Here is a 25,614-nt window from a genome sequence, read left to right on the forward strand (position 1 = left end):
AGCGGATTTTATCACTTTTGCAAGAGCCTCAAACAATAAGATATCCGTTCCCTCATTAGGCGTCGTCAATTCGCCGCGCTTATCCTTGTCAACGATCGAATCCTGTCTTATCTTGGATGACGCCATATTACCTTGGCGTCCATTCTCAAGAGAAGGGATTGTTCGTCATGAAATTCGGCATTCACGCTTACGCTTGGTGCTCCCAATGGAGCAACGATACGCTGGATTTGATCGATAGGGTGAAGGAATTGGGATTGGATTTTATCGAGATCCCTTTGATGTGCCTGGAAACGTTCGACGCCCAGGCCGTCAAAGCGCGCTTGGAAAGCGCAGGACTCGATTCTTGCACATCCACTGTGCTATTAGGCGATACGGATATCACCAGCAGGGACGAAGGCATCCGGCGCAAAGGCGTGGATTATCTAAAAGCGTGCGTCAAGGCGACGCATGACATCGGCGCGGCGAATTTTTCCGGCGTCATCTATTCCCAGCACGTCAAGGCGGCAGTAAAGCCTCCGACGCCGCAGGAATGGGAATATTCCGCCGACGCGTTGCGCGAAGTTGCCCGCTTCGCTCAAGATTTCGGCGTGCAAGTCGGATTGGAGCCGGTGAACCGCTACGAAACCTATCTCGTCAACACCTGCGAGCAAGCGATCAAACTGATCGAGACGATCGGCGAACCCAACGTCAAAGTGCACCTCGATACCTATCACATGAATATCGAGGAAAAAAGTTTTTATGGCGCCGCCAAACTCGCGGGCGACAAGTTGATTCACATCCACCTTTGCGAAAACGACCGAGGAATACCCGGAACCGGCCTGGTGGATTGGGACGGCCTTTTCAAAGCCTTAGGGGAAATGAATTATCAAGGATGCGCGGCTTTGGAGTCCTTCGTCGAGTGCACCGGCAACATGAATACCTGGGTATGGAGGCGGCTGGCGCAAGATGGAGATACGCTCGTACGCGAAGGCATCGCGTTCATCAAGGGAATGCAGAAGAAATACGGCCTCGCGTAAACCGTTGCGCCCATCTTCGGCGTCGGTTATTTTCCCGCCGTCAGGGACAAAACAGTGTAGGGTGGGCTCAAAGCGAAGCGTAGCCCACCCATACAGATAATCGCTGTTTTTGGATTATTTTCCCGCGGCTAAGGACATGGCGTCCGCCTCCAGTTCTTCCTTCAATTTCACCGTTTCTTCCCGCAAAGCGGCCTGGGAGATGTTATAGGCGCAGAACTTAGGGCCGCACATGGAGCAATAGACGGCTTTTTTGTGTTTTTCCTCCGGCAGCGTCTCGTCGTGAAAGGCGCGCGCCGTTTCGGGATCGAGGGACAATTCGAATTGCCGCTCCCATTGGAAAGCATAGCGCGCCCGCGAAAGTTCGTCGTCGCGGTCCCGCGCACCGGGGCGTCCTCGCGCCACGTCGGCGGCGTGGGCGGCGATTTTATAGGCGATGCAGCCTTGTTTTACGTCCTCCAGGTTGGGCAGGCCGAGATGTTCCTTCGGGGTGACGTAGCAAAGCATGGCCGCTCCCGCCATACCTGCCACGGCGGCGCCGATAGCAGAGGTGATATGATCGTAGCCGGGGGCGATGTCCGTCACCAGCGGTCCCAATAGATAGAACGGAGCCTCATGGCAAACTTCCATTTCCTTCCGCACGTTCATTTCCACTTGATTGAGCGGCACGTGCCCCGGCCCTTCGACCATCACTTGCACGTCGTGCGACCATGCGCGCTCCGTCAATTCGCCCAGCGTTTCCAACTCGGCGAACTGGGCCGCATCGCTGGCATCGGCGAGACAGCCGGGGCGAAGTCCGTCGCCGAGGCTGAAAGCCACATCGTATTTTTTGAAGATTTCGCATAACTCGTCAAAGATCGTATACCAAGGATTTTCCCGCTGGTGGTGAGCCATCCAACGCGCCATCAGCGAACCGCCGCGGCTGACGATGCCCGTTACGCGGTTGAGCGTCAGGGGAAGATGCCGCAATAGCGTACCTGCATGGATGGTCATATAATCCACTCCCTGCTTGGCCTGGCTTTCCACCGTTTCCAGCAGGATGTCTTCCGTTAAATCCGACACGCTATCGACTTTCGTCAAGGCTTCGTAGGTGGGAACCGTGCCGATGGGAACGGGGCAGTTGTCGATGATGGCCTGGCGGATTTCCGTCAGGTTGCCGCCGGTGCTCAGGTCCATGACTGTATCGGCGCCGTAGCGGATAGCCCAGTTCATCTTCTCCACTTCCAATTCGACGCCGGAAGCAACGGGCGAGCTGCCGAGGTTGGCGTTGATTTTACAGGATGCGGCGATGCCGATGCCGATCGGATCGAGGCGCTTATGATTGACATTGGCGGGTATAATCATACGCCCGCGCGCCACTTCGGAACGTACAAGTTCGGGATCGAGATTCTCCCGTTGGGCGACGCGGCGCATTTCCGGAGTGATAACGCCCTGCCGGGCGAGATGCATCTGGGTAACGTTTTCCCCCGGCGCGCCGGGGCGGCGATCGAATTCCATCATGGGACCTACTCCTTCGATTGAAATCAAGCGGATGCGGCTAGCGATTCAACGCATGGCGCAGCGCGTCTAGCGGCGGGAAAGGATAGAGTTTCGCAGAAAGGGCTGAATCAAGGCGAGAATTTACCCTATTCGTAAAACAAGCCGCAACGTCGCTTTCCTCCGCCGGTACTAACCGGATCAGGTTCAGGGGTACCCCTCGCGGGATTCTCAGGGCCGGGCCAGGCCCACCCCCAGCGATCTTGTACGCTTTTTATTATACTTGCGCAGGGCGGAAGACGTCAACGGCGGTTTGCGAATGGAGAAATATCATCGAATTTCTTTAATAAATGGCCATCTTATGATATCGTTCTGCCAGGGATTCTTGTTGTTAGAACGCTCGAATGAGCGGAAGGAGTTTGTATTTTGGCGAGAAAAGGATTCTTGTTTATTGCGTTTTTCATGGCGGCGAATTCCAGCCTTTACGGACAAGTCGTTATCAACGAAATTATGTACAACGCATCCGTCAGCCCGCTGGAATATGTTGAGTTGTTCAATCCAACTCATGAGACCATCGATCTATCCGGCTGGACGCTCAAGGACAACCTGGATTCACATCAATTCGTTATCCCCTTCGGAACGTTTATTCTCGCCAATAGTTATGCCGTCATATCGAACGATAGCGAAGATTTTTACCAGACTTACGGATTTCTTCCGGCGGCCGGCGGCTTGACGTTTAACTTTGCGAATGGGGGCGATTCGGTTCGGTTTTACGATGCGCAAAACCGGCTTATCGAAGCGGTGGAATACGACGACCGCTCGCCCTGGCCAGAAATGGCGGACGGCGGCGGCGCTTCGCTGGAACGGCGCAACGCCTTGCTGCCGCCGGGGCTGCCAATAGCTTGGGCGGCTTCCGTCGAAATGGGAACACCGGGAGCGGCCAACTCGGCGCATATCGACAAACTGCCTCCCGTGATTTTCGCGCTCGATCATTCTCCTAAAATACCAGCTCCCAACCAATCCGTAACCGTAACGGCGCAGATGATCGATTTGGATGGAACGATCGCATCGGCGGCGTTGTATTATGGATGGAACAACGGAACCGTTTATCAAAAGGCGGCAATGGCCGATGACGGCCAACATGGCGACGGCGAAGCCGGAGACGGAATCTACGGCGCGAAAACTCCCGGCGCCAGCGCGGGATCGATATTGCGTTTTTATATTGAAGCGAAGGACGACGGCGGCTCGGCATCTCTCTTTCCCGAAGCAGGGAAGGATCAACCCTATTTAACCGTATACGAAAATGCGCTGCCCAACGAACGGGTATCGATTCTGCGGCTGGCCATGCGGCCGGAAGTCAATCAACAGTTTCTGGCGCAATATCAAACCGATGTTTACTTTCCCGCGACGTTTTACGATGGGGATCAAGTATATTACAACGTTCAAGTCCGTCATCGCGGGCGTTCGCGCGTTCAAAACGGCCGCTTCAAAATTCGCTTTTCTCCCAGCCAACTCTATCGCGGCAAAATCCGGCGTTTGAATTTCAACGGAACGGATGCGTCGACGATCCTGCGGGAGTATCTAAGTTATCAATTGTATCAGGATGCGGGGCTGCCCAATTTGGAAAGCGAACTCGTGCGTCTGCATATCAACGGCAAGGCGGGAGCGGGAACGCCCTATCGCGTCGCCATCGAAAATCCTGACGGCCAGTTTCTGAAACGCCGACAATATTTCCAGCGCGACGATGGCAATCTCTACAAGACCACGCTCGATGGAACGCCGCAAAACAAAGCGACATGGCGTTATATAGGCGACGATCCCGATTTGTACCGCCATTGTTATATCAAGCAAACCAACGAGGAAGAAGACGATTTCAGCGACATAATCCAATTCTGCAAGGCGTTATCGCAGGCCAATCCGTGGGATCCGGATTATCTGGACAAGGTCTATTCCGTGTTAAACGCCGATAATTTCATTCTTTGGATGGCTGTTTCCGCCTGCGTTGCGCATTGGGATTCGCCGTATACCGATCATGGACAAAACTATGTTTTGTACGACAATCCCGCCACGAGGCAATTCGAGGTCATTGCCTGGGATTTGAATGGGACATTCAATTATACGTCCAATCTAAACGATTTGAATTACCGCAAACTTTACACTCATATCCGATCTACCAAATTTCCCACGATCAATATGATGTTGAACCATCCCCTTTTGGGATCGCAGTACTATCGTGAAATTGACAGACTGATGAATACGCTCTTTTCGCAGGAGTCGATGAACCAGCGGATCGAAGCCGCAAGACAGGCTCTGCAATTGAACGCGAGTTCCGTCAGTTTTCTTAAAACCTACGTTGCGCAGCGCCTGAAGGATTTATCCGCATGGATCAACCGCGATCAAGGCATCGCCTTCATCTCCAAGCCCGTTTACCAGGCGATCATCGGCGAACCGTACCTATATCGCTGCGTCGCCGTAGATTACCGGCAAAACCAAGCCATCGCCTATTCGCTGGCCGATGCTCCCTCTTGGTTATCCGTTGATTCGCAGACGGGAGAATTGCGGGGCGTACCCGCACAGGAAGGCCGTTTCGATGTTGTCCTGGAAGCACAAAGCAAAAAGGGCGTACGAATAACGCAAGCCTTCTCTCTGCAAATCGTTGATTCTAAACCGAAATTGATTCTGACGTTCAACGAAGCAGGAGCGGCGGCGATGGATAGCAGCGGTTATGCGCGCCAAGGCCAATTACGCGGAGCCGCTAAGCGGGTGGATGGACGCTTGGGCCAGGCTGTTTCCTTGAGCGGTAATTCCTATGTGGAATTTCCGCATGACGATTCGCTCCATCTGACAGGATCGGTTACAGTGGAAGCGTGGATCAGTCCGAACGTCATCACGACAGGCAATCCGGTAATTCTGACCAAAGGAGACGCGGATCAATTCAATTATAATTTGCTGCTGGGTTATGGGCCGTTTACTTGGGACGTCATGGAACCTGGTTTTATGCCGCATCGCTTCGACATTGAAAACCGCGTCTATTATGGCCGGAAAGAGATCGAAGCCCAGTTAAAGAGAAATCAATGGATTCATCTCGCTGGAACTTACGATTCGGGCGAGGAACTCGTTTGTGTTTACGCCAATAACCGGCGCATCGTGGAAAGCAGCTGCCGCGCCCGCATGGTTGAAAATCAACGCTCCCTATTCATCGGCCTGAACAGCAACGGCTTCCAGGGATTGGTGGACGACGTCAAAATCCTGCCGTTCGCCAAGCAGGCTTTCGCCGCGGGCTTGTGTCTATCGCAAGTAGACGTATCCGGCCTCTCTCCGGCGCAAGAACGAGTGACGCTTTCTTTATCGAGATATCAAACAACCGCTATCCATACGGAAGAGTATTGCCTCTATCTCGTTAACGCGAATCGCTGGCTCGCCCTGCCGCCAGGATCGCTAGCGCCGGGAAAGACGATATCCTGGTGGCTGGACGATCTGGGAATCGAAGAACCATTGCCGGAGCGGGAAATCCTGGCGCTATACCCCATCGCCAGCTTAGGTCAGCCGCGCCGCGAGTTCATTCTCGATCAGGTCGCTTGGGGCGAAGCGGCGCCGGACGAAAGCGATCCTGGCGCTCAGGCGGCGGTCTGGCTGCCAGGACATTCCGTAAAAATTACGCAAGAACGGCCTGCGTCTTTATCGTTGAAAAATTTCGCCGATAACGACGAGATGGATTTGGATTGGATCGTTTCGCCGCAAATGCTCGATGGACCGGCGATTACCCAGTTTACTATCGAGAATGGGGCAGCAACGGCGAAACAACGCGACATCCACTTGCAAATAATGGCGCAAAACGCCGCCTCGTCCTGGAAAATGCGCCTTGCAAATACTCCGGCGATGGGCGGCGCATGGATTCCCTTTTCCGCCAATGCGGAATGGAGCCTGCCGCCCGGCGAGGGAGAAAAAACCGTATATTTGCAAATCGCCGATGCGGCGGGAAGACGCTCTCCCGTTTCATCTGCCAAGATACGGCTGGAGGCGGGAACGCCGGTCGCCGATTGGTTCTTTCAGGAATGAGGACAATAGATCATTCTCATTTTTCCGAGTCTTTCGAATCCACTAAGATGAAGTATAATGGGAACCGAAAAGTTGACTGTCTATCGAGTTTATGAATATCCCCGTAACCATCGAAAGGGAATAGATGAAGCGTTTCCTCATTGATATTTATAATTCCGTTTATTATTCGTTTCAAAAAATAGTAGGAAATTTTTATCGAGAAAGAGCGCATAAACGGTTGCGGCGATTACATCCGGATGCATCATTTATCGGTCCTTACGAGAAAAACAAAGCTTATGGAAGTCTTCCAGTAGAGCAATGGCTTTACGCGAATCGCGAACGGATTCGAGGAACTGTTTTAGATATGTCCACTCCCCGCGCATTGCACGAGTGGATTTACCAGTTACCGTCTGTTGGGAAAGTGTTAATCAGCGATTTACATCCCGGCGAAGTGGAGAAAATGGGTTTCCGCTCCCCTGTGGATATCGCCGGGGATTTTTGCGCCGAAGAACTGCCGGTCCCACCCGAAAGTTTCGATACGATTCTTTGCATAAGCATTTTGGAGCATTGCGAAAATCCCTTGGCGATGGTAAAAAACTTTCAAAGGCTTCTGCGACTGCAAGGAGTTGTTTTTATTTTATGTCCCTATGTGGCTATTGACGGTCATATGGACCCGGATTATTGGCGTTTTGGACGCGACGCCTATCTTCTGATGGCTCGCAAAGCCGGTTTGAGGGTCGTACAAACCGGCCAAATCGGCGATATGGGGAAATATTTATTATACGAGATCGGCGAAAACGCCAAGGCGAAATCATGGCATCGCGGCATTCCTTTGTCCAATTGGATGATTGCGCAGAAAGTGGATTCTTTGGATCGATAACCTATATATTGTCAACAGGCGGTTTCTATCTTGCGAGTTCCTTTCGTTAATTTACCTCTTCAACATCAGCCGTTCAAGAAGGAATTATTGGATGCCCTGGAACGGATTTTGGATCATGGACAGTTCATATTTGGTCCGGAAGTAGACCAATTTGAGAAACGGTTCGCCGAATACTGCGGCGTCAAATACGCCGTCGGCGTGGATAACGGTACCAGCGCCCTCTGTTTATCGATGCGGGCGTTGGAAATCGGTCCCGGCGATGAATTGCTCGCCGTTCCCAACTCGTTTCTCGCTTCCGCATCCTCCATCGCGCTGACGGGCGCGCGTCCGGTTCTTGTGGACGTGGGGGAAGATTACAACATAGATCCCGAGCTTCTGGAGGCGGCCATTACGCCGCGAACCAAGGCGATTCTTCCCGTACATCTTACCGGACGCCCGGCGGATATGCGTCCCATCCTGGAAATCGCGCGGCGGTATAACCTTTTCGTCATCGAAGATTGCGCTCAAGCGGTTGGAGCAAAATACCACGGCCAGCGCGTCGGTTCTTTCGGCGACGCCGGATGTTTCAGCATGCATCCCCTGAAAACCTTAAACGCCATTGGAGATGCGGGAGTAGTTGCAACCAATAACGAAGAACTAGCGGAAAAGCTGCGCTGGGCGCGCAATCATGGCTTGCGAACAGACGTTTTTTATAACTGCGCTTTCTGGAGTCCCAATTGCCGTTTGGACGCGCTGCAAGCCGCTTTTCTTTCCGCAAAATTATGTCATTTGGATGAGCGCATCGCAAAACAGAGGGAAGTCGCCGATTTCTATCGCCAACAGTTGCAAGATGTCGTCTGGGTTCCTACGGACCAGCCGCACGAATACGCCATCTACCAGACGTTCATCATTCAAACCGATCGCCGAGACGAACTCGCGCGTTATCTTGACGAACGGGGAATCGAAACCAGGATTCACTATAAAACGCCGCTTCACTTGCAGCCGGCAGCGGAATATTTGGGATATAAGCCAGGCGATTTTCCCGTCACGGAACGGCAATGCGAAAGAATCCTCAGTTTGCCGATTTATCCGGAATTGACCGAGGAACAAATATCGTTCGTCGTGGAGGAAATCGAGAGATTTTTTGCTTGACAATGGAAAATTCCAATCATTTGAAAGAATGGTGGGCTACGCTTCGCTTTTAGCCCACCCTACTTATCTTTAAAATCCCTCACCCTTGCCCTCTCCCAGAGGGCGAGGGAATGGAATTGCGTAACATGTGTTATTAATTAAAGGAGCGTTTCGATGAAAAAGGTTTTAGTAACGGGCGGCGCTGGATATGTAGGAGCCGTGCTGGTTCCTAAGTTATTGCAAAAAGGATATGGAGTTAAAGTACTCGATCTCTATATTTTTGGGGACGACGTCCTCGATGAAGTGAAAGGCAATCCAAACCTGGAACAGATCAAAGGCGATATCCGCGATCAGGCCTTATTGCGTTCGTCTCTTTCCGGCTGCGACGCCGTGATTCATTTGGCCTGCGTATCGAACGATCCCAGCTTCGAACTGAATCCCGCGCTAAGCAAGTCGATCAATTACGACGCCTTCGAGCCGTTGGTTTTCATTTCCAAGGAAGCGGGCTTGAAGCGCTTCATCTACGCCTCGACTTCCAGCGTCTACGGCGTCAGCGACGCCCCCAATGTAACGGAAGATCATCCCCTGGTTCCATTAACGGACTACAATAAATATAAAGGATTATGCGAGCCGATTCTGGCGCGCTATCAATCTCCCGAATTCACAACTGTGACGATACGCCCAGCTACCGTTTGCGGCTATTCGACTCGGATGCGGTTCGACCTGAGCGTCAACATCCTGACCAATCACGCCGTAAATAACGGACGCATCACCGTCTTCGGCGGCAGCCAAAAACGCCCCAACATACACATTGATGACGTAACCGATCTCTATGTGGATTTATTGGAAATGCCGAAGGAAATAATCGCAGGCGATATTTTCAATGCGGGTTATCAAAACCACACAATCATGGAAATCGCCGAAATCGTGCGCGATGTCGTCTCGCAAGAAGTTTCGGGCCGGGGAAGCGTGGAGATCATTACGACTCCCTCCGACGATTTGCGCTCTTACCATATCTCGTCGGAGAAAATCAAACAGAAATTGGGCTTCGTTCCCAAGCATACGATCGAAGACGCCGTGAGAGATTTATGCCGAGCGTTCGCCGCCGGAAAATTTCCCAACTCGATGACCGACATCCGCTATTTCAACGTCAAGATGGCCAAGGCCGTCAATTTGCAGTAAAGGGGATTATCAATGGGTAAGTGCATCGTAACCGGCGGAGCGGGATTCATCGGCAGCCACATGGTAGATTTGCTGCTGGAAAAAGGGCATGAAGTTACCGTGCTGGATAATTTCAGCACCGGGCGCCCCTCCAATCTTGAACATCAGCGGAACAATCCGCGGTTGAAAGTTCATGAAATCGACATCCGTCGATTCGACGCTCTTCTTCCCCTATTCGACAATGTGGATTGGGTGATTCACTACGCCGCGTTGGGCGATATCGTCCCTTCCGTACAACGTCCGTTGGAGTATACCAGTTCCAACATTGAAGGAACGATTCACGTTTTGGAAGCGTCGCGCCGGAATAACGTCAAACGATTCGTCTACGCCGCCTCTTCGTCTTGCTACGGCATTCCCGACATTTATCCCACGCCGGAAACGGCGCCCATCCGTACGGAATATCCCTACGCCTTGAGCAAATATTTGGGCGAACAGGCGGTTTTGCATTGGAACAAGGTGTATAAACTCCCCACGATTTCCTTGCGTTTCTTCAACGTCTATGGCCCGCGCTCGCGCACGTCGGGCGCTTACGGCGCCGTTTTTGGCGTATTCCTTAAGCAAAAATTGGCGGGGAAGCCGTTTACAGTCGTGGGCGACGGTTCGCAGACTCGCGATTTTGTCTTCGTCGCGGACGTGGCCCGCGCTTGCCTGGCGGCGGCGGAATCTTCGCTCGGCGGCGAGATTTTCAATGTAGGAGCAGGCCGTCCAGTTAGCGTCAACCGGTTGGTTGAATTGTTGAAAGGCGAGGTTGTTTACGTTCCTAAACGTCCGGGTGAACCGGATTGCACTTACGCCGATATTGCTAAGATTCAAACCATGTTAGGCTGGAAGCCGACGGTAACGTTCGAAGAAGGCGTTTCCATCATGATGAATCAAATCGATTATTGGAAAAACGCTCCCTTGTGGGATCCCGACAATATCCGCGAAGCCACGGCCGATTGGTTTAAATATCTCTCAGCCTGATAAAACGCGAATCGTTCTAAATACTAAGGCAGATTATGTTCGACCAATACAAACACAAAATCAAAACTCCGGAAAAAATCCGCGAATCGATCGGACCGTTCCCGCGCGAGAAGAAAGCGATTATGTGTCATGGCACCTTCGATATCGTTCATCCCGGCCATCTGCGCCATCTGATGTACGCAAAAGAGCGAGCCGATGTTCTCATCGCCAGCATCACTTGCGACGAATACATCCCCAAAGGACCTTACCGGCCTTTTGTTCCGGAAGATTTGAGGGCGGCCAATCTTTCCGCACTGGAGATGGTGGATTACGTCGTCATTGATCGCAATCCTACGCCTATCGAGAATATCCGACTTATCCAACCTGATCTGTTCGCTAAAGGTTTCGAATATTCCGAAGACGGCATTCACCCCAAAACGCGGGAAGAGATAAACGCTCTGGAATCCTACGGCGGCGAGTTGTTGTTCACGCCTGGAGATATCGTCTATTCATCAACGGCGCTGCTCAAACATCACATTCCTAACTTGGCTATTGAAAAACTTTTGGTGCTGATGGAAGCGGAAAACGTAGATTTTGCGGATTTCCGCAAAACACTGCGCCAACTTTCTGGTTTTCGCGTGCACGTCATCGGCGATACGATCGTGGACAAATACACCCAATGCTCTATCCTGGGCGCGGCGCAGGACGCCCCGACGTTCAGCATTAAAAAAGAGTATTCCGAATCCTATCCGGGAGGCGCGGCGATCGTGGCCATGCACGTGCGCAGCCTAGGCGCGCGGGTGATATTTTCCACGATGCTGGGGAACGATGCGGTGAAGGATTTCGTTTTGAATAAAATGAAGGATGCGGAAATTCAAACATGTCCCGTCATCGACAAGACGCGTCCCACTGTTCTAAAAGAACGCTTCATGGTAGAAAATTACCGGATGGTGCAGGTGGACGATCTCGACAACCGCATCATTTCGGAAAAAAATCTCAAGAAAATTTGCGATAATATCCAATCCGGCGAAGCGGACGTTTATATCTTCAGCGACTTCCGCCATGGCCTTTTTCACCCCACAACGATTAACGAAATGCGGGAAATATTGCCCGCTTCCTCATTCAAAGCCGCCGATAGCCAAGTCAGCAGCCGTTGGGGGAATATTCTGGATTTCAACCATTTCGATCTAATTACGCCCAACGAACGAGAAGTGCGATACGCTCTTGGCGATCAGGATTCCGTGATTCGGCCTTTGGCGTACAATCTCTACGAACGCGCCAATTGCCGTTACATGATCCTCAAGATGGGAGAGCGAGGTCTGCTTGCTTACCGGGGTCTTGGCATATCTCCCCGCAATTTCTTCATTCTGGATAGTTTCGTCCACGATTTAGTCGATCCCGTAGGCGCCGGAGACACGCTTTTAGCGGTGAGCTCGTTAGCGTTGGCGCAATCCAACAATATCCTTATCGCTTCTGTGTTGGGAAGCTTGGCGGCGGCGGCGGCCTGCGAGCGGAAAGGCAATACGCCCATTACTATCCAACAAATCGAAGAGAAATTGGACTCCATCGAGAAATCGGTAAATTAATGAATTACTTGATCGTCGGCTTGGGAAATATTGGCAAGAAGCGCAAAACATTGTTGGGGGAGCGTTGTATTTATACGGCGGATCCCTATCAACCTGATGCAGACTTCCGCCAGTATGCGGATGCACCGCCGGAGAAATTCGACGCCGTTATTTTATCTGGACCGAATCATGTCAAAATCGAACAATTAACGCACTTTCTAAAATTGAGAAAACATGTACTTGTAGAAAAACCCTTGCTCTTTCCCGATGACTTTGCCGCCAGCGAACTGAAATCACTTTCCAAACAAACAGGAGCCATATGGTATACTTCTTACAACCATCGCTTCGAGCCGTTAATTCAACGCATGAAAAAGCTGCTGGACGAAGGAGCAGTGGGAACGATCTATAAGGCTCGCCTCCTTTACGGAAATGGAACCGTCCGAAACAACATCGGCAACTGGAGAGAAGAAGGCTATGGCATTCTGGACGATTTGGGATGCCACTTAATCGATTTGACATGCTTTCTTTTCGGGGAACTAAGCGTTGATTATCTTCCTTGGGATTTGCGCCGCATCGAATCGAAGAATTACGACTACGGTTTGCTCGCCGCGCCCGGTCGCCGCATCGTCCTGGAATTCGGTTCTATCTTTTGGAAAAACACATTCGCCATCGAAGTTTTGGGAGAGAGAGGTTCGTTGCATCTTTCCGGACTCTGCAAATGGGGTGGAAGCGAATTGCTAATCCGCTCGCGCGTTTTCCCAAGCGGAGCGCCGATCGAATCGCAGGAAACCGCCACGCCTCCCGATCCCACCTGGGCCAAAGACCTTGAGGAATTCGAACACTGCGCCGCCGAAGGCCGATGTTCTTATGAAAACGACCTACGCATTAACCGCAGTATGCAAACCGCAGCGCGACATTGGCTTGAACAGGAGGCGGAACGATGCGGCGAATGAATATCGTCGTCACTGGCGCCAGCGCGGGCATCGGCGAAGCGTTGACGCGGGCGTTGTCCCAGGAAGGGCATCGACTTTTCGTCTGCGCCCGCCGGGCGGAAAAACTGAAGCAAATTACGGACGACGGCGCTCTCGCCCAATGGCGCGTCTGCGACATTTCCGAAGAAACGCAAGTCGCCGATTTCGCCGAATGGATCGCAACGCAAACCGATAGCGTCGACGCCGTCGTCAACTGCGCCGGACTGTTCGGCTCTATCGGCCCCATGCACGAAACGGATACCGAAGAATGGTTCCAAACCCTCAAGATCAACTTGTTGGGACCGTATCTAACGAATAAATACTTCTTCCTGGCTTTATTAAAATCGTTCTATCCCCGCATCGTCAATTTTTCCGGCGGCGGCGCCTTCAATCCCTTTCCTCATTACAGCGCTTACGCCGTTTCCAAAGCGGCGACGGTGCGCATGACGGAAAACATGGCCGTTGAATTGGCGCCTTATGGCATCATGGTCAACGCCGTTGCGCCCGGCTTCGTATGGACGGAAATTCACGAAGCAACGCTGAAAGCGGGACCGGAGAAAGCGGGCAAAGAACATTATGAAGCCACATTAAAAAAAAAGGAAGCGGGAGCGGTTCCCATCGAGATTCCCGTAGCTTGCGTCCGTTTTCTCTTATCCGAACAGGCGGACGGATTGACCGGCAAAACACTGAGCGCCAGTTTCGATCCTTGGTCTGCGCCCGAATTTCAAGAGCGGATCGAAGAGATCAACCGCTCCGAATTGTACACCATGCGCCGGATCAATTTGGCGCATCTTCCCAACGACCCGCTCAGCGCCGCTTTAAGCGCCGCCAAAAAGAAAGGATGATGCGCGCGGCGTTAGCATGGCGAGATAACGCAAATGGACATTATCGCTTGAGGTGAAAGAATGAATTCCTCCATTCCTATGACGGGATTTATCGGTCTGTCGCATTTGGGATTGGTTTCCAGCATCTGTTGGGCTTCGTTCCAACAGAATATCGTCGGCGTGGACGTCGACGATAGGACAGTTTCTTCCTTGAATGAGAACCGGCTTCCCATCGTCGAACCGGGATTGGAAGAGATATTTCTGCAACATCGGGGGAAAATGGAATTTTCTACCGATTTTTCGCTCCTGTCGGAATGCCCGCTCGTCGTCATTTCCCGCGACGTACCCACGAATGAGAAGAACGAAAGCGATTTGTCGATTTTGGACGTTTTGATCGACCGCGCCATTCCTCATCTTAAAAATAACGCTACGTTGGTTTTAATGAGCCAGGTTCCTGTCGGCTATTCGCGGCGTTTGCGCCAACGGATTCGCGATCTCAAACCGGATTCCTCCATCGAACTGATTTACTGGGTGGAGACGCTGATTATCGGAAACGCCGTGGAGCGCTGCCTCAAGCCCGAACGCATGATTTTGGGCGTGGAAGACGCGGCGCGCCCTCTTCCAGGGGGATTTCAAATCGCGATGGAACGCTACGGCTGCCCCTTGCTGCCAATGATCTATGAAAGCGCCGAGCTGACGAAGACGGCTATTAACCTTTATCTTTGCAGTTCGGTAACCTACGCCAATACGCTTTCCGATCTTTGCGAAGCGGTTGGGGCGAATTGGTCGGAAGTGGTCCCGGCGCTGCAACTCGACCGCCGCATCGGCAAATTCGCCTATATCCGGCCCAGTTTGGGCATCCGAGGGGGAAATCTCGAAAGAGACCTCATCACTCTAAATACACTAAGCGAAAAAAATGGCGTGGATGCCCGCTTCATCGATACGATCATTCGATACAATGGGGATCGCTTGAATTGGGTGAACCGAAAATTGCAAAAACATGTGTTCGATCAAAGCCGCTCGCCCGTAATCAGCATATGGGGTTTGGCTTACAAGAAAGGGACGGCGTCGACCAAGAATTCAGCTTCACTGCAAATTCTCGACCGCTTGCAAGGAAAAGCGGAAATCCGGATTTACGATCCCGTAGTTCGTCTTGAAGAACCAAGGAAAGGCGTTACGGCTTACGCCGATAAATACGAAGCTCTGACGGGCGCTGATTGCCTGCTGATCTTAACGGATTGGGAGGAGTTTCAAACCTTAGACGCCCAAGCTGCGCACGAACGGATGAAGCGGCCGGTCGTCATCGATTGCGTAGGCGTTTTGTCTCAAAGCCATTACGAAGGGATCGTGTTGGAGAGAATGGGCGTCAGTCAATGCTAGAAGTCGCAACGAAATGCAACTCATTATTTCAATTCCCTTGTTTGGGAATATTTGTACGATATAAAAAGAGAATATTCCAATTTCCATCCTCGCCGTTGGGAGTAAAGACAGAGAATGCAAAATAAAGAATATATCGAAAAATATCTGGACGGCGTCATTCAAATCTCAAAGACGATCTCCGTAGCCGACATTGACCGGGCTATAGAAATTCTATTTGACGCCTGGCGCAAGCAGCAAACGGTCTTCATCGTCGGCAACGGCGGCTCGGCGAGCACCGCCACCCATTTCGCCGCCGATCTGAACAAAATGACCATTGTTCCGGGAAAACCGCGGATGCGCGTTTTCAGCCTTGTGGACAATATCCCCTTCATGAGCGCGCTCACCAACGACGACGGGTGGGAAAACGTCTACGTGGAGCAACTACAAAACTTTTTCCGTCCCGGCGACGTCGTTATCGCTTTCAGCGTGCATGGCGGATCGGGAAAAGACAAGGCGGGGAATTGGTCGCAAAATTTGCTGAAAGCGATGGATTACGCCCAAAAACATGGAGGCGCGGCGATTGGATTCAGCGGCTTCGACGGCGGCCCCATGAAGGATATGGCGGACGCTTGCGTCGTCGTTCCCTATAACACTACTCCCCACGTCGAATCTTTCCATGTTGTGCTGCATCATTTAGCGGCGTTCTGCCTGGCGGAAAAAATACGGCGCGCGGAAGACGAGCCGGCGCCGTGAAGCGAGCGGTTTTTTTGGATCGGGACGGCGTGCTCAATCGCCCCATCATCCGAGGCGCAACGGCGCACGCGCCGGAACGCTTCGAGGATTTCGAGATTTATCCCGAAGCGAAAGCAGCGGTGGAGAAGCTTCACGGCGCGGGACTGTTGGCGATCGTCGTCACTAACCAACCGGAGATTGCTCGAGGCGTATGTCCCCAAAACGATCTTAATGCCATGCACCGCCTATTGAAGGAACAAATGGCGATTGACGATATTTACGTTTGTCCCCATGAAGACAAAGACCGCTGTTCCTGCCGCAAACCGCTGCCGGGCATGTTGCTAGAAGCAGCCTGCAAGTGGGATATCGATCTTAAGCGTTCTTTTATGGTGGGCGATCGCTGGCGGGATATCGGCGCCGGAAACGCTGCCGGATGTCTGACGTTTCTCATCGAACGGGATTATAATGGCGAAGCGAATCCTCATTATCGAGTGAACGATTTGCCGGAAGCGGTTTCCCTCATTTTGCAATTGTTGGAAGAGGAGAAGAAGGCGTTATGAAAATCTTTATCGATACGGCCAATTTATCGGATATTGAAGCGGCTTTGCAGAGGGGATTCGTTTCCGGCGTAACTACTAATCCCTCTATCTTAGCGAAAGAAAAACAGATCGATTTCAAACAGCATATCGCCGAACTGATCGCCTTGTTGCGCCGTTATAAACAAGAAGTTCCCTTGAGCGTTGAAGTTTTCACATCCGATCCGGAGGAAATGATCCGGCAGGCGGAAGATTTCATGCAGACATTCGCTTACGATTCGTTAAACATCAAAGTTCCCATCGGCTGGGAAGAACTGCGGGTGATACACAATATGCGCCAACGGGGCGTCCGGGTGAATTGCACTTGCTGCATGTCTTATAACCAGGCCGTAATGGCGGCGGCGGCGGGCGCCAATTACGTGAGTCTCTTCTATAACCGCATTCGCGATGTTGGCTACGATGGCCGCCTCGTCGTGGAGCAAACGGCGCAAACGTTCCGCCAACATGGCGTAGATTCTGAAATCATCGTGGGCAGCATTCGGCATTTGTGCGATGTGAACGACGCCTTTATGGCAGGCGCGCATATTGTAACCGTTCCGCCGAAATTTTTCCCGCAATTGGTCGCCCACCCCAAAACGGACGAGGCGGTCAATCAATTCATCGCCGATTTTCGCAACATGTCGGCTTCGTAATATTCGTATTATTAAAAGACCATGCGGGACGGAGTAAACGAGTTCCGCCGCCGTCCTATACATCCAAAACGGTTTTTGCATGAAAAATCTATTTCGAACTCTGTTGCGCAGGCCGATTTGCTTTCTCGCCTATCGCCTGATCGGCGACAATCCCAGCACGGCGGCTTTGCTCAAAGATTTATGCCGCCGATTTAAATTTTTTCTCGCGCTTACTCCTCTCTTCAACCTGATGGCCGCCGCCTTCGAAGGCGTAACCCTCGGATTTCTCCTCTTGGCGTTAGATGTGCGCATCGGCGATGCCAGCGCCTCCACTTCGCAAGATGCGGGGCGTCTTGGCAAATTATTACTGGGCTGGAAAGAATGGCTTGGCGTAGACTATTTGTTTTTCCTATTGCTGTTTCTGGCGGTGTTCAGCCAGATATTGAAGAGCGGCATGATTTTTTTCGCCAAATCGGCGACGGCGAACTTGCAGGCCGGCGTCAATGGCGAATTGCGCGCACGGGTTTTCCGCCAATTTATGCGTTTGAGCTATTGCGAATTGCGGGATTTCAAAGCGGGGGATATGGCCAATTACGCCTTTCAAGCGGATATGTTCGTTCCGTTTTTGGGCGGCGTGAATTTGTTGGTTTCCGACTTCACCATTATTCTTTGCTACGTGAGCGTACTCTTATGGATTTCCTGGCCGATGACGCTCTTGGCGGCGGCGACGCTGATCTTTCTCTCGTTTTTGTTGAATCGGATCATCCGCTATATACGCGCCGCCGCGCGGGAATTGGTCAAAGCGACTATCGCCTTGAATATTCAATTGCTGGAATACTATCAAGGCATAAGGCTGATTCGTTCCTTCGCCAAGGAAGAATTCGCCATCGAGCGCAATCGCCAATCCACCGCCTCTTTCATTGCGGAAACTCGCAAGGGATTAACATGGGAAGCCACAATCATTCCCCTGGTGGAATCCCTCACCGTGATCTGCCTGGCTTTGTTGATTCTGATTTGTTCCGTGTTTTTAGATATCTCCAACAAAAACCTCTACCCGCAAATCGCCGTCTATATTTTTGTAATGTACCGGTTGATGCCTCGCGCCGGTTCCATCAACAATAGTTTGGCTCAAATCGCCAAAGCGCTGCCGTATCTTAACCGCGTAGCCGATTTTCTGCGGGAAGACGATAAAAAATACATCCCCGAAGGCGGGATGCCGGTCTCAACGCTTCAAAACGCCGTAGAATTCGACGCCGTTAGTTTCATTTACGAGGGGAAGACGGAACCCGCGCTCAAAAACCTTTCCTTCGCGATTCCCAAAGGCGGTATGACGGCGATTGTGGGAACTTCCGGAGCGGGAAAAACGACGGTGCTCAACCTTCTGTTGCGGTTTTACGATCCTACGCAAGGCCGCATCCTTGTGGACGGCGTAGATCTGCGAGAACTGGATCGCAAAACCTGGCTCGGTTGCATCGGCCTCGTCGATCAAGGCTTGTTTATTTTCAATACGACGATTCGGGAAAATATCGCCTTCGGCAAACAAGATGCTTCGCAGGAAGAGATCGAGAAGGCGGCGCGTTTGGCCCACGCTCATGATTTCATCATGCAGTTCCCTTGCGGATACGATACGTTGGTAGGCGAGCGGGGACAGTCGATTTCCGGCGGCCAGCGCCAGCGGCTAGCCATCGCCCGCGCCCTCGTGCGCCAATCTCCCCTCATCGTCTTCGACGAGGCGACCAGCGAATTGGACAGCGATTCCGAAAATCAAATCCGCCAGGCGATGGAATCGATCAGGAAAGAACGAACCATCGTCATCATCGCCCACCGCCTATCGACCATCTCCTCCGCCGACCGGATTCTCGTGCTGGAAAACGGCCAATTGGAGGAACACGGAACGCATCAGGAACTGCTCGCCAAGGACGGACGCTACGCGGCGCTGTGGAAACTCCAGTCTCATGGGTGAAGCGGTTTCATAATCCTTATGGGGAGATTGAGTACCAATACAGGCACTTATAGATTTCTTTATTTCAATTCATCCATTATTCGAAAATACCAATCGCCGGAGTATTGTAAGCGTTGAAATCGGGCCAACCATTGGTCTGTATTTTCAAAGGTTAAGCTGGTAACGGCCCATTTTTTGATGGTTTCCAATTGATGATCGGTTACAAACGAGCCAACGCGGATAAATATATCCTTCTTGGAAACGCGCATCATTTCTTGAATCGAACGATCGACGCCGTCCGGATATAGATTGTGGATGCAATCGATGCTTAGGACCAAGTCGATTTGAGCGTCGTCAAAAGGCAAGGAATCAGCGCTTGCGACTTTAAAATTTTTTGCGATTTCCGATGGAACTTGGGAAATAGCGTATTCGCTGATGTCGCAACCGTATACGTTTTGGATTCCCAATTTAAAGAATTCGTACATTAAATATCCCTTGGCGCAGCCCACTTCGAGCACATTCGATTCAGGTGTCAAACCATAATGGGCGATCATCTCTTCTGCGACGGGCTTCCAGCGCCCGTCATAATAATATCCGCCATATCCCAGTTCGCCGTCGAAATACTCATAGCCATACTTTTTCAATGCGGCGACTTCTTGAGGAGACAAATTCAAGCGTTTTTGAATGCGTTCGCCTCGCTGCGTAACGGGTAATTTTTGAAAAAAGTCGATGTGCATAATTTACTCCCGCCAAATATAAATATATCTTAGCAAACATGTTTTCCGGTTAGGCGATCATTTATTTGAATGTCGCGGCCTTCAATTTCCCAATCAATGACGTCTACGGTTCCTTTTTTCACAGCTACTCTAAATTCTGCATCCCCTTTTGACATAACAGCGCCAGGGATGGCCGATTGATCTGCTTCCTCGCCGGGCACTTTCAAACGCCATATGAATATTTTTTTGTCGCCCAACCATGCAAAAGCCCCAGGATAAGGTTTCGAGAGCGCGCGAACGAAATTATAAATATCTTTAGGAGATTGATTCCAATTAATTAATCCATCTTCCGGTTTGCGGGGAGGAACATAAAGCGCCTTTTTTTCATCTTGTGGGATGCCGTTAATTTTTCCTTCGGTCTTGAATCGGCGTAAGACGTCCGCCAACAATCGCTGCCCGACCGATTCGATTTTAGGACGCACATCGTAAGCGCTTTCTGTTTCGAGAATAGGAAAAGGATATTGCGCAATGATATCGCCGTTATCTAATCCTTCTGTGATATAGTGACATGTAACGGCGCCCTCGGTTTCGCCGTTTATAATCATCCAGTTAATCGGGTGAGCGCCGCGATATCGCGGCAACGGAGCGCCGTGCATATTGATTGCGCCGAAGCGAGGAATATCGATGATGTTTTTTTTGAACAGAAAATGGTATTCGCCGATAACAATCAAATCGGGCGCAAGGGAAGAAACGATATCATGGATTATCGAGTCCAAGCGAAAGTGATGAATCGCAATAATTTTTTTCTGGTTGCAATATTCCAGCATTTCTTTGGCGCGTTCAGCCATATTGCCCGTACTGTTATGCCAAAATACGGCCGCTAAATCGGTTTCTTCATGACATTTCGAAACATACCCCGGATTATGGCCAAAATAGATCGTGCGCATTATTCTTGTCTTATACGAAATTGGGATGAATCTTCGCGTCAGGATTTATCATATCTTCAATAATCAAATTGAGGGGGTCCAACCGGCAGCCGATAGGACATTGATTGACATCGAGATTTTCTAACAATTCTTTGCGTTGCTTTCCGTTCCAAACCGCTTCAAAAGAACCTTCCTTCAGGATATTGCCGATGCAAAATCGCTCCTGGCCGTGTAAATTACCGCAGATGTAAAGATTGCCGTCGGGATCGAAAAAGGTAGAAAAAGATTGTCCATGGCATTTTTGATATCCTCGATTATTCTTTGCAGGGGCGCCGACCACTTTATTAAACTGCGCGTATTTAGCATATACGGCGAAGCCTTCGGCTTCCAGTTTTTGGGTTTCTTTCATCAACTCCAAGACTTCATCCAACGGGATCAGATTTTCTTCATGCTCCTCGACATTCTGATTTTTATAAACGGGTTTAATTTCGAAATAATCCACTCCGATCTCTTTCCATAAACTACAGGCCGATAATAACGATTTCCAATTATGATGGTTAACGGAAAATTGTACGCCCACAGTGGGGAAGGAATGGGAATTCCGTTTATTCAAAGCGGTTTTAACGTTTTCTACAATTTTATCGAAATCGTTAATCTGACGACCGGAGTGGTGGATGTGATTATGTTCTTCGGCGGTGGCTGCAGAAACGGAAACTCTCATAAAGGTGTGAGTATCCAAAATCGCCTGCAATTTGTCTCCTTTCAGGAGAGAGCCGTTCGTAAAAAGCCCCAAATCAACGCCGGCGTTCTTGATTCCCTTTACGATTTCGACGAAATGAGGATGCATCGTCGGTTCGCCAGTGCCTACGAGGGTAATCGCCTTTAAACCTAGCCGCGCGGCTTCTTCCACTAAGTTGACAATCATATCCTTCGAGGCGAAATTATTCTCATTATAATGGCTGGATATGGCGTCATAAGCATAACACCAGATGCAAGCGTGATTGCACAGGTTCGTCAAACCGACAATCATATGAATGGGATAACAATCGCCAGTTTTTAAATAGGGATAAAGATGATCCCAATGATAGTAAACTTTATCGAAACTTAAACGGTGCATTTTTCCGCTCCTTCATTTCGGGAATAATTCCCGAACTGTTTTTTTAACGCAGATTATTCGCCGATCGTTTCGCCGCGTCCGGGAAAATGATAATTTAGTCATTCTCTTTTATAATAAGAGTAGATCGCCTCTATTACTCTTCTTATCTCTTCATCGTTCAGGTCGGGATAAATTGGCAGCGAGGCTCCATTTCCAGAAAGCAAGCGCGAATTTTTATTTTCCTTGATATTATGGCCAAAATGATCCGACAAGCAACCGCTTGGAAGAGGCTTGCGGATCAGTACGCCTTTCCGGGCGGAAAATTCGATCAAAGGCGACGACTCCTCGCCGCACAAAACGACAAAGCGGTAGAATGTCCTATCGCGGTCGCCGAACGAATGCGGCAGCGTTATTTTTCCGTCAATTTCCAGTCCGCGCAGTTCTTCCATATAGGTCATGGCAATGGAATTTCGCTTTGCGATCATCGCGGGCAATTTTTCGAGTTGCGCCAACGCAATGGAAGCGACGACATCGCTTAATCGGTAATGGTATTGGGGAGAATCGTTAAGACCGTATCGCAAGTTATTCAGCCGTTCGAATCTCTGGGGATTATTCGACAATACGACTCCTCCTTCCCCGGCGGCGAGAAGTTTGCTTCCTTCGAAGCTGAAGCAGGAATAGTCTCCAAACGATCCGATTTTTTGACCGCGATAGGCGGCGCCGGCGGAGTGGGCGCAATCTTCGATTAGAGGGATGTTCAAGGACAAAAAATCCTGCAAATCCGCAGGGCAACCAAACATATGGGGCAATACGATCGCCTTTGTATTTTCATGCGCCCGCAATCGGACGTCGTCGATATTCAAACTAATGTCGTCGAGATTGATATCGCAAAAAATCGGCGTTCCGCCTGCGGTTTTCACGCAATCGTAAAGACATCGGCAGGCGAAATCGGGAACAATCACCTCGTCCTTTTCATCGTCTACGCCGAGAGATTTTAACGCCAAATGCAATCCAAGCGTTCCCGCGCTGACGGGAACGCCGTCATACCCGCCGACAATATCAACCAGACTGCGAACCAATTGACTCGCCAAAGATCCCTCGTTCACGAGTCTGGATTTCAACACGCCCATTACGGCGGCGATTTCCCTGTCGTCCAAAGACGGCTTCGTATGAGCGACTATTGCATCCATTTGTTTACAATCCTAATCGATATAAGGGAAAATAAGTAGAATTTGTAAGGGAAATCCCACTTTTCTTCGCTATTTCGCAAAGCGTTTCGTAAGATTTCTGGTCGTGGATTCGAGCGCCTACATAATAGGGAATTTTATCTTTGGAAAATTTCGATTTGAAGCGGCATATCGATTCCGCGCCGCCGCCCAAATGCAAAATCTCATAATGATTCGATATTCCCCAAAGTATGAGCGAATAGATCATGAAATCGTTAGGCCGCAGCGACGCCGCTTCTTGATCGCTTCCCGTCAGATGATGATAACACACGTTGTCGTGATGGAGAACGATAGAGGCGGCGATAGGACGCTGGTGGCTGTCCGAAACGATGAAAAGCGAAGATCCCTCGCATTCCATTATCAGCCGATCGAAATAATCGTGGGAAAAGTAGAAGTAAGGGTTCGCTTTCAACCTGTCCATGGAGGCCCAGTAGAGAAGCCGAAATATTTCACTATTTTCCGCGCATTTTTCGGCGCGGCGAAAGGATAATCGAGAGGATTGCGCTCTTCGTAGATTCTTCTTGACCGAATAATCGAAAGCGTCGTAAATTTGTTGAATGTCTTTTTTTAGATCCACATATATATTATCGCCGACTTTTCTGCATAGATGAGTCCTCTGGACCGTTTCGGCGTCTGTTAGAAATGGATCGAATCGGACGAATTCGGAGACAATCCGCCGGTCTCGGCAATAATGCTCGATGGAAGCGAATAATTCACTCGCCAAATCATTGTGTTCGGCGGAAGAATCGGCGTTGCTGACGACGCAGTAAAATTCGTGAGGAGCCGTTATGTCCCGATAGGGTTGAGGAATTTCTCGAAAGAGCGGGATATCGCGAATTTGGCGCATGGCATAGGGGATCATCGCATATCGATCGCCCTTGAAAAGCGCCATAATTTTTATGGGACAGCGATCCGCCAATTGCGCGCATTTTAAGTAGGAAGGAAGAAAAAATGCGCTCTTATTGGCGATTCCCGCAGCGAGGCGATCGTATTCGGCGCAATCTTCCGTCAAATCGAATATTTTGAACGAGGGATTAATGTCAGACATTTTCGTAAAAATCGATCAATCTTTTTATTCGTTCGACAATGGAAAAATGGCGTTTCTGTTTTTTGATATGTTCCGCATTCGCCGAAAATCGATTCTGCATTTGCGAAACCGCGGCGGAAGGATTCGATAGCAAATCGCTCAGATCCGCAGTAAGCCGATATCGATAGAGAAGCCAATCCATGAATCGACCGCTATTTTCGTAAAAAATGGGCAATTCCGCATCGATGAAGTCGAATACTTTGTTGCCTATTCCATAATTCCTCTTGGTTCTTCTATACATCGCATCGCTTTCCACAGAAGGACAGCATAGCATTCCGCCATGACAAAAGAAAAACATATCCTGAATCAAACGATCCGGGGATAGCCAATGACGAGAAATGAACGAATTGGTTTGCATAAGCTGTTGTAGGAATGGTTCATTCTTGTCGATTACTGGGCAATACATTCGAACATAGACGCTGTATTGGGATAAATATAACGCCATTTGAAGGTGATAATTATTGGGATGATTAATTTCTTCATCCGCATTAATGCTTAGATTCCCCACGAGAGCAACGCAAAACTTATCAAAATCATTTTTCTTTGGAGTATGAAAATCCGTATTCCAACACATTTCGGGGAAAAAAATTCTTGATCCCGAATACTTATAGCCGTGATGTCTTTTGGCGTATTGCGTTTCGATGCTCCGGCAACACAAACCGTCCGCATTCTCTAGGCAATATCGTTCTTTATTAAGTTGTTTGGGATATTTCGATTCGAGGCGCTCCTCGTCCACCATCCCCGCCAATACGTCGTAATCGTCAAAGACGATCTTTCCGGGACGATGCCGGACAAACAATTCGGCCGTATTGAAGTTCCAGCATGAAAATACATGATAAACAACGGGACTATATTGAGAGGCCAACAACAATGCCTCCCAAGAACTGCGGTATGATCGATGTTCCGCGCAATACTGCGCTGGATCGAAAGTAGGCTCCTCCTTATGCAACAAAACCACTTTCCACCCATTTTGTTGCAATCCATAGGCGATTTTGGCTTCCCGCGATCTCGGAAAATCGGATACGAGAACGGCTAATCGAGAAACGCGGGGACGGCGACAAGCGCGCCGAGCGGCGAGGATGGCTCGTATTCTCATCGGCGCTTCCATGCACTTCCGCGCCGCGCCTGCCAATATATTTTTCCGTTTATACCACCAGTCGTTGATCGGCTTAGGAATAAGTTTACAAGAAACGCGTCTCGCCTTCGAGAACAAAGATTCCGCCCTTTCCAATGCCATTGTTAAAAATACCATAATCCGCGCATGAAACCCATAATAGTTAGGT

General features: G+C 50.4%; 21 protein-coding genes and 1 riboswitch. Of the genes, 14 read left to right on the forward strand and 7 right to left on the reverse strand.

The window, feature by feature from the left end; all coding sequences use genetic code 11:
- Positions 1-116 precede the first annotated feature (116 nt).
- Entirely contained in the window at positions 117-1,016 is a 900-nt protein-coding gene (locus AB1656_07335) for a sugar phosphate isomerase/epimerase family protein (protein MEW6235184.1), read from the forward strand.
- Between the two features lie 114 nt (positions 1,017-1,130).
- On the opposite strand, the gene thiC is transcribed toward AB1656_07335, so the two are convergent.
- On the reverse strand, positions 1,131-2,513 hold the full coding sequence (gene thiC, locus AB1656_07340) for a phosphomethylpyrimidine synthase ThiC (GenBank protein ID MEW6235185.1): 1,383 nt from the start codon (positions 2,511-2,513) through the stop codon (positions 1,131-1,133).
- A gap of 137 nt (positions 2,514-2,650) precedes the next feature.
- Positions 2,651-2,755, reverse strand: a riboswitch (TPP riboswitch).
- A 160-nt stretch (positions 2,756-2,915) separates the two neighbouring features.
- On the opposite strand from thiC, the gene AB1656_07345 reads away from it, so the two are divergent.
- From AB1656_07345 to AB1656_07405, 13 genes are all read left to right on the forward strand, one after another.
- Entirely contained in the window at positions 2,916-6,548 is a 3,633-nt protein-coding gene (locus AB1656_07345) for a CotH kinase family protein (protein MEW6235186.1), read from the forward strand.
- A 217-nt stretch (positions 6,549-6,765) separates the two neighbouring features.
- Positions 6,766-7,407: a methyltransferase domain-containing protein gene (locus AB1656_07350; GenBank protein MEW6235187.1), complete on the forward strand. Its 642-nt coding sequence runs from the start codon at positions 6,766-6,768 to the stop codon at positions 7,405-7,407.
- 30 nt (positions 7,408-7,437) lie between these two features.
- Positions 7,438-8,538, forward strand: a complete 1,101-nt coding sequence (locus AB1656_07355) for a DegT/DnrJ/EryC1/StrS family aminotransferase (GenBank protein ID MEW6235188.1) — start codon at positions 7,438-7,440, stop codon at positions 8,536-8,538.
- Positions 8,539-8,691: 153 nt separating this feature from the next.
- On the forward strand, positions 8,692-9,699 hold the full coding sequence (locus tag AB1656_07360) for an SDR family oxidoreductase (GenBank protein ID MEW6235189.1): 1,008 nt from the start codon (positions 8,692-8,694) through the stop codon (positions 9,697-9,699).
- Positions 9,700-9,711: 12 nt separating this feature from the next.
- Complete coding sequence (locus AB1656_07365) at positions 9,712-10,701, forward strand: SDR family oxidoreductase (GenBank protein MEW6235190.1); 990 nt, start codon at positions 9,712-9,714, stop codon at positions 10,699-10,701.
- Positions 10,702-10,736: 35 nt separating this feature from the next.
- Positions 10,737-12,266, forward strand: coding sequence for a PfkB family carbohydrate kinase (locus tag AB1656_07370; GenBank protein ID MEW6235191.1), 1,530 nt, complete (start codon positions 10,737-10,739; stop codon positions 12,264-12,266).
- Positions 12,266-13,198: a Gfo/Idh/MocA family oxidoreductase gene (locus AB1656_07375; GenBank protein ID MEW6235192.1), complete on the forward strand. Its 933-nt coding sequence runs from the start codon at positions 12,266-12,268 to the stop codon at positions 13,196-13,198. The genes AB1656_07370 and AB1656_07375 overlap by 1 nt, the downstream gene beginning before the upstream one ends.
- Positions 13,186-14,061, forward strand: a complete 876-nt coding sequence (locus tag AB1656_07380; GenBank protein MEW6235193.1) for an SDR family oxidoreductase — start codon at positions 13,186-13,188, stop codon at positions 14,059-14,061. Before AB1656_07375 ends, AB1656_07380 begins: the two co-directional genes overlap by 13 nt.
- 60 nt (positions 14,062-14,121) lie before the next feature.
- Positions 14,122-15,420 (forward strand): nucleotide sugar dehydrogenase, encoded by a 1,299-nt coding sequence (locus AB1656_07385; GenBank protein ID MEW6235194.1) that lies wholly within the window; start codon positions 14,122-14,124, stop codon positions 15,418-15,420.
- A 114-nt stretch (positions 15,421-15,534) separates the two neighbouring features.
- Positions 15,535-16,152, forward strand: a complete 618-nt coding sequence (locus AB1656_07390; GenBank protein ID MEW6235195.1) for an SIS domain-containing protein — start codon at positions 15,535-15,537, stop codon at positions 16,150-16,152.
- On the forward strand, positions 16,149-16,691 hold the full coding sequence (locus AB1656_07395; protein ID MEW6235196.1) for an HAD family hydrolase: 543 nt from the start codon (positions 16,149-16,151) through the stop codon (positions 16,689-16,691). Before AB1656_07390 ends, AB1656_07395 begins: the two co-directional genes overlap by 4 nt.
- A complete protein-coding gene (locus tag AB1656_07400) occupies positions 16,688-17,359 on the forward strand; it encodes a transaldolase family protein (protein ID MEW6235197.1) in 672 nt (223 codons plus the stop codon). The genes AB1656_07395 and AB1656_07400 overlap by 4 nt, the downstream gene beginning before the upstream one ends.
- Positions 17,360-17,438: 79 nt before the next feature.
- Positions 17,439-19,301 (forward strand): ABC transporter ATP-binding protein, encoded by a 1,863-nt coding sequence (locus AB1656_07405; protein MEW6235198.1) that lies wholly within the window; start codon positions 17,439-17,441, stop codon positions 19,299-19,301.
- A gap of 59 nt (positions 19,302-19,360) precedes the next feature.
- On the opposite strand, the gene AB1656_07410 is transcribed toward AB1656_07405, so the two are convergent.
- The 6 genes from AB1656_07410 to AB1656_07435 form a co-directional block, all read right to left on the reverse strand.
- On the reverse strand, positions 19,361-20,017 hold the full coding sequence (locus tag AB1656_07410) for a class I SAM-dependent methyltransferase (GenBank protein ID MEW6235199.1): 657 nt from the start codon (positions 20,015-20,017) through the stop codon (positions 19,361-19,363).
- A 29-nt stretch (positions 20,018-20,046) separates the two neighbouring features.
- On the reverse strand, positions 20,047-20,943 hold the full coding sequence (locus AB1656_07415; protein MEW6235200.1) for a methionyl-tRNA formyltransferase: 897 nt from the start codon (positions 20,941-20,943) through the stop codon (positions 20,047-20,049).
- A gap of 10 nt (positions 20,944-20,953) precedes the next feature.
- The gene (locus tag AB1656_07420) at positions 20,954-22,039 is read right to left on the reverse strand and encodes a radical SAM protein (protein ID MEW6235201.1); all 1,086 of its coding nucleotides are present in this window, start codon (positions 22,037-22,039) and stop codon (positions 20,954-20,956) included.
- A 98-nt stretch (positions 22,040-22,137) separates the two neighbouring features.
- Positions 22,138-23,208 (reverse strand): DegT/DnrJ/EryC1/StrS family aminotransferase, encoded by a 1,071-nt coding sequence (locus AB1656_07425; protein ID MEW6235202.1) that lies wholly within the window; start codon positions 23,206-23,208, stop codon positions 22,138-22,140.
- 4 nt (positions 23,209-23,212) lie between these two features.
- Positions 23,213-24,292 (reverse strand): GNAT family N-acetyltransferase, encoded by a 1,080-nt coding sequence (locus tag AB1656_07430; protein ID MEW6235203.1) that lies wholly within the window; start codon positions 24,290-24,292, stop codon positions 23,213-23,215.
- The gene (locus tag AB1656_07435) at positions 24,285-25,427 is read right to left on the reverse strand and encodes a hypothetical protein (protein MEW6235204.1); all 1,143 of its coding nucleotides are present in this window, start codon (positions 25,425-25,427) and stop codon (positions 24,285-24,287) included. Before AB1656_07435 ends, AB1656_07430 begins: the two co-directional genes overlap by 8 nt.
- Positions 25,428-25,614: the final 187 nt, after the last annotated feature.

The organism is Candidatus Omnitrophota bacterium (assembly GCA_040755155.1).
Lineage (GTDB): Bacteria > Hinthialibacterota > Hinthialibacteria > Hinthialibacterales > Hinthialibacteraceae > JBFMBP01.

Bases quoted from the DNA above. Each gene is read 5' to 3' on its own strand.
- AB1656_07335 (MEW6235184.1), top strand. From the start codon at position 117: ATGACGCCATATTACCTTGGCGTCCATTCTCAAGAGAAGGGATTGTTC.
- thiC (MEW6235185.1), bottom strand. From the start codon at position 2,513: ATGATGGAATTCGATCGCCGCCCCGGCGCGCCGGGGGAAAACGTTACC.
- AB1656_07360 (MEW6235189.1), top strand. From the start codon at position 8,692: ATGAAAAAGGTTTTAGTAACGGGCGGCGCTGGATATGTAGGAGCCGTG.
- AB1656_07365 (MEW6235190.1), top strand. From the start codon at position 9,712: ATGGGTAAGTGCATCGTAACCGGCGGAGCGGGATTCATCGGCAGCCAC.
- AB1656_07370 (MEW6235191.1), top strand. From the start codon at position 10,737: ATGTTCGACCAATACAAACACAAAATCAAAACTCCGGAAAAAATCCGC.
- AB1656_07375 (MEW6235192.1), top strand. From the start codon at position 12,266: ATGAATTACTTGATCGTCGGCTTGGGAAATATTGGCAAGAAGCGCAAA.
- AB1656_07380 (MEW6235193.1), top strand. From the start codon at position 13,186: ATGCGGCGAATGAATATCGTCGTCACTGGCGCCAGCGCGGGCATCGGC.
- AB1656_07385 (MEW6235194.1), top strand. From the start codon at position 14,122: ATGAATTCCTCCATTCCTATGACGGGATTTATCGGTCTGTCGCATTTG.
- AB1656_07390 (MEW6235195.1), top strand. From the start codon at position 15,535: ATGCAAAATAAAGAATATATCGAAAAATATCTGGACGGCGTCATTCAA.
- AB1656_07400 (MEW6235197.1), top strand. From the start codon at position 16,688: ATGAAAATCTTTATCGATACGGCCAATTTATCGGATATTGAAGCGGCT.
- AB1656_07405 (MEW6235198.1), top strand. From the start codon at position 17,439: ATGAAAAATCTATTTCGAACTCTGTTGCGCAGGCCGATTTGCTTTCTC.
- AB1656_07410 (MEW6235199.1), bottom strand. From the start codon at position 20,017: ATGCACATCGACTTTTTTCAAAAATTACCCGTTACGCAGCGAGGCGAA.
- AB1656_07415 (MEW6235200.1), bottom strand. From the start codon at position 20,943: ATGCGCACGATCTATTTTGGCCATAATCCGGGGTATGTTTCGAAATGT.
- AB1656_07420 (MEW6235201.1), bottom strand. From the start codon at position 22,039: ATGCACCGTTTAAGTTTCGATAAAGTTTACTATCATTGGGATCATCTT.
- AB1656_07425 (MEW6235202.1), bottom strand. From the start codon at position 23,208: ATGGATGCAATAGTCGCTCATACGAAGCCGTCTTTGGACGACAGGGAA.
- AB1656_07430 (MEW6235203.1), bottom strand. From the start codon at position 24,292: ATGTCTGACATTAATCCCTCGTTCAAAATATTCGATTTGACGGAAGAT.
- AB1656_07435 (MEW6235204.1), bottom strand. From the start codon at position 25,427: ATGAGAATACGAGCCATCCTCGCCGCTCGGCGCGCTTGTCGCCGTCCC.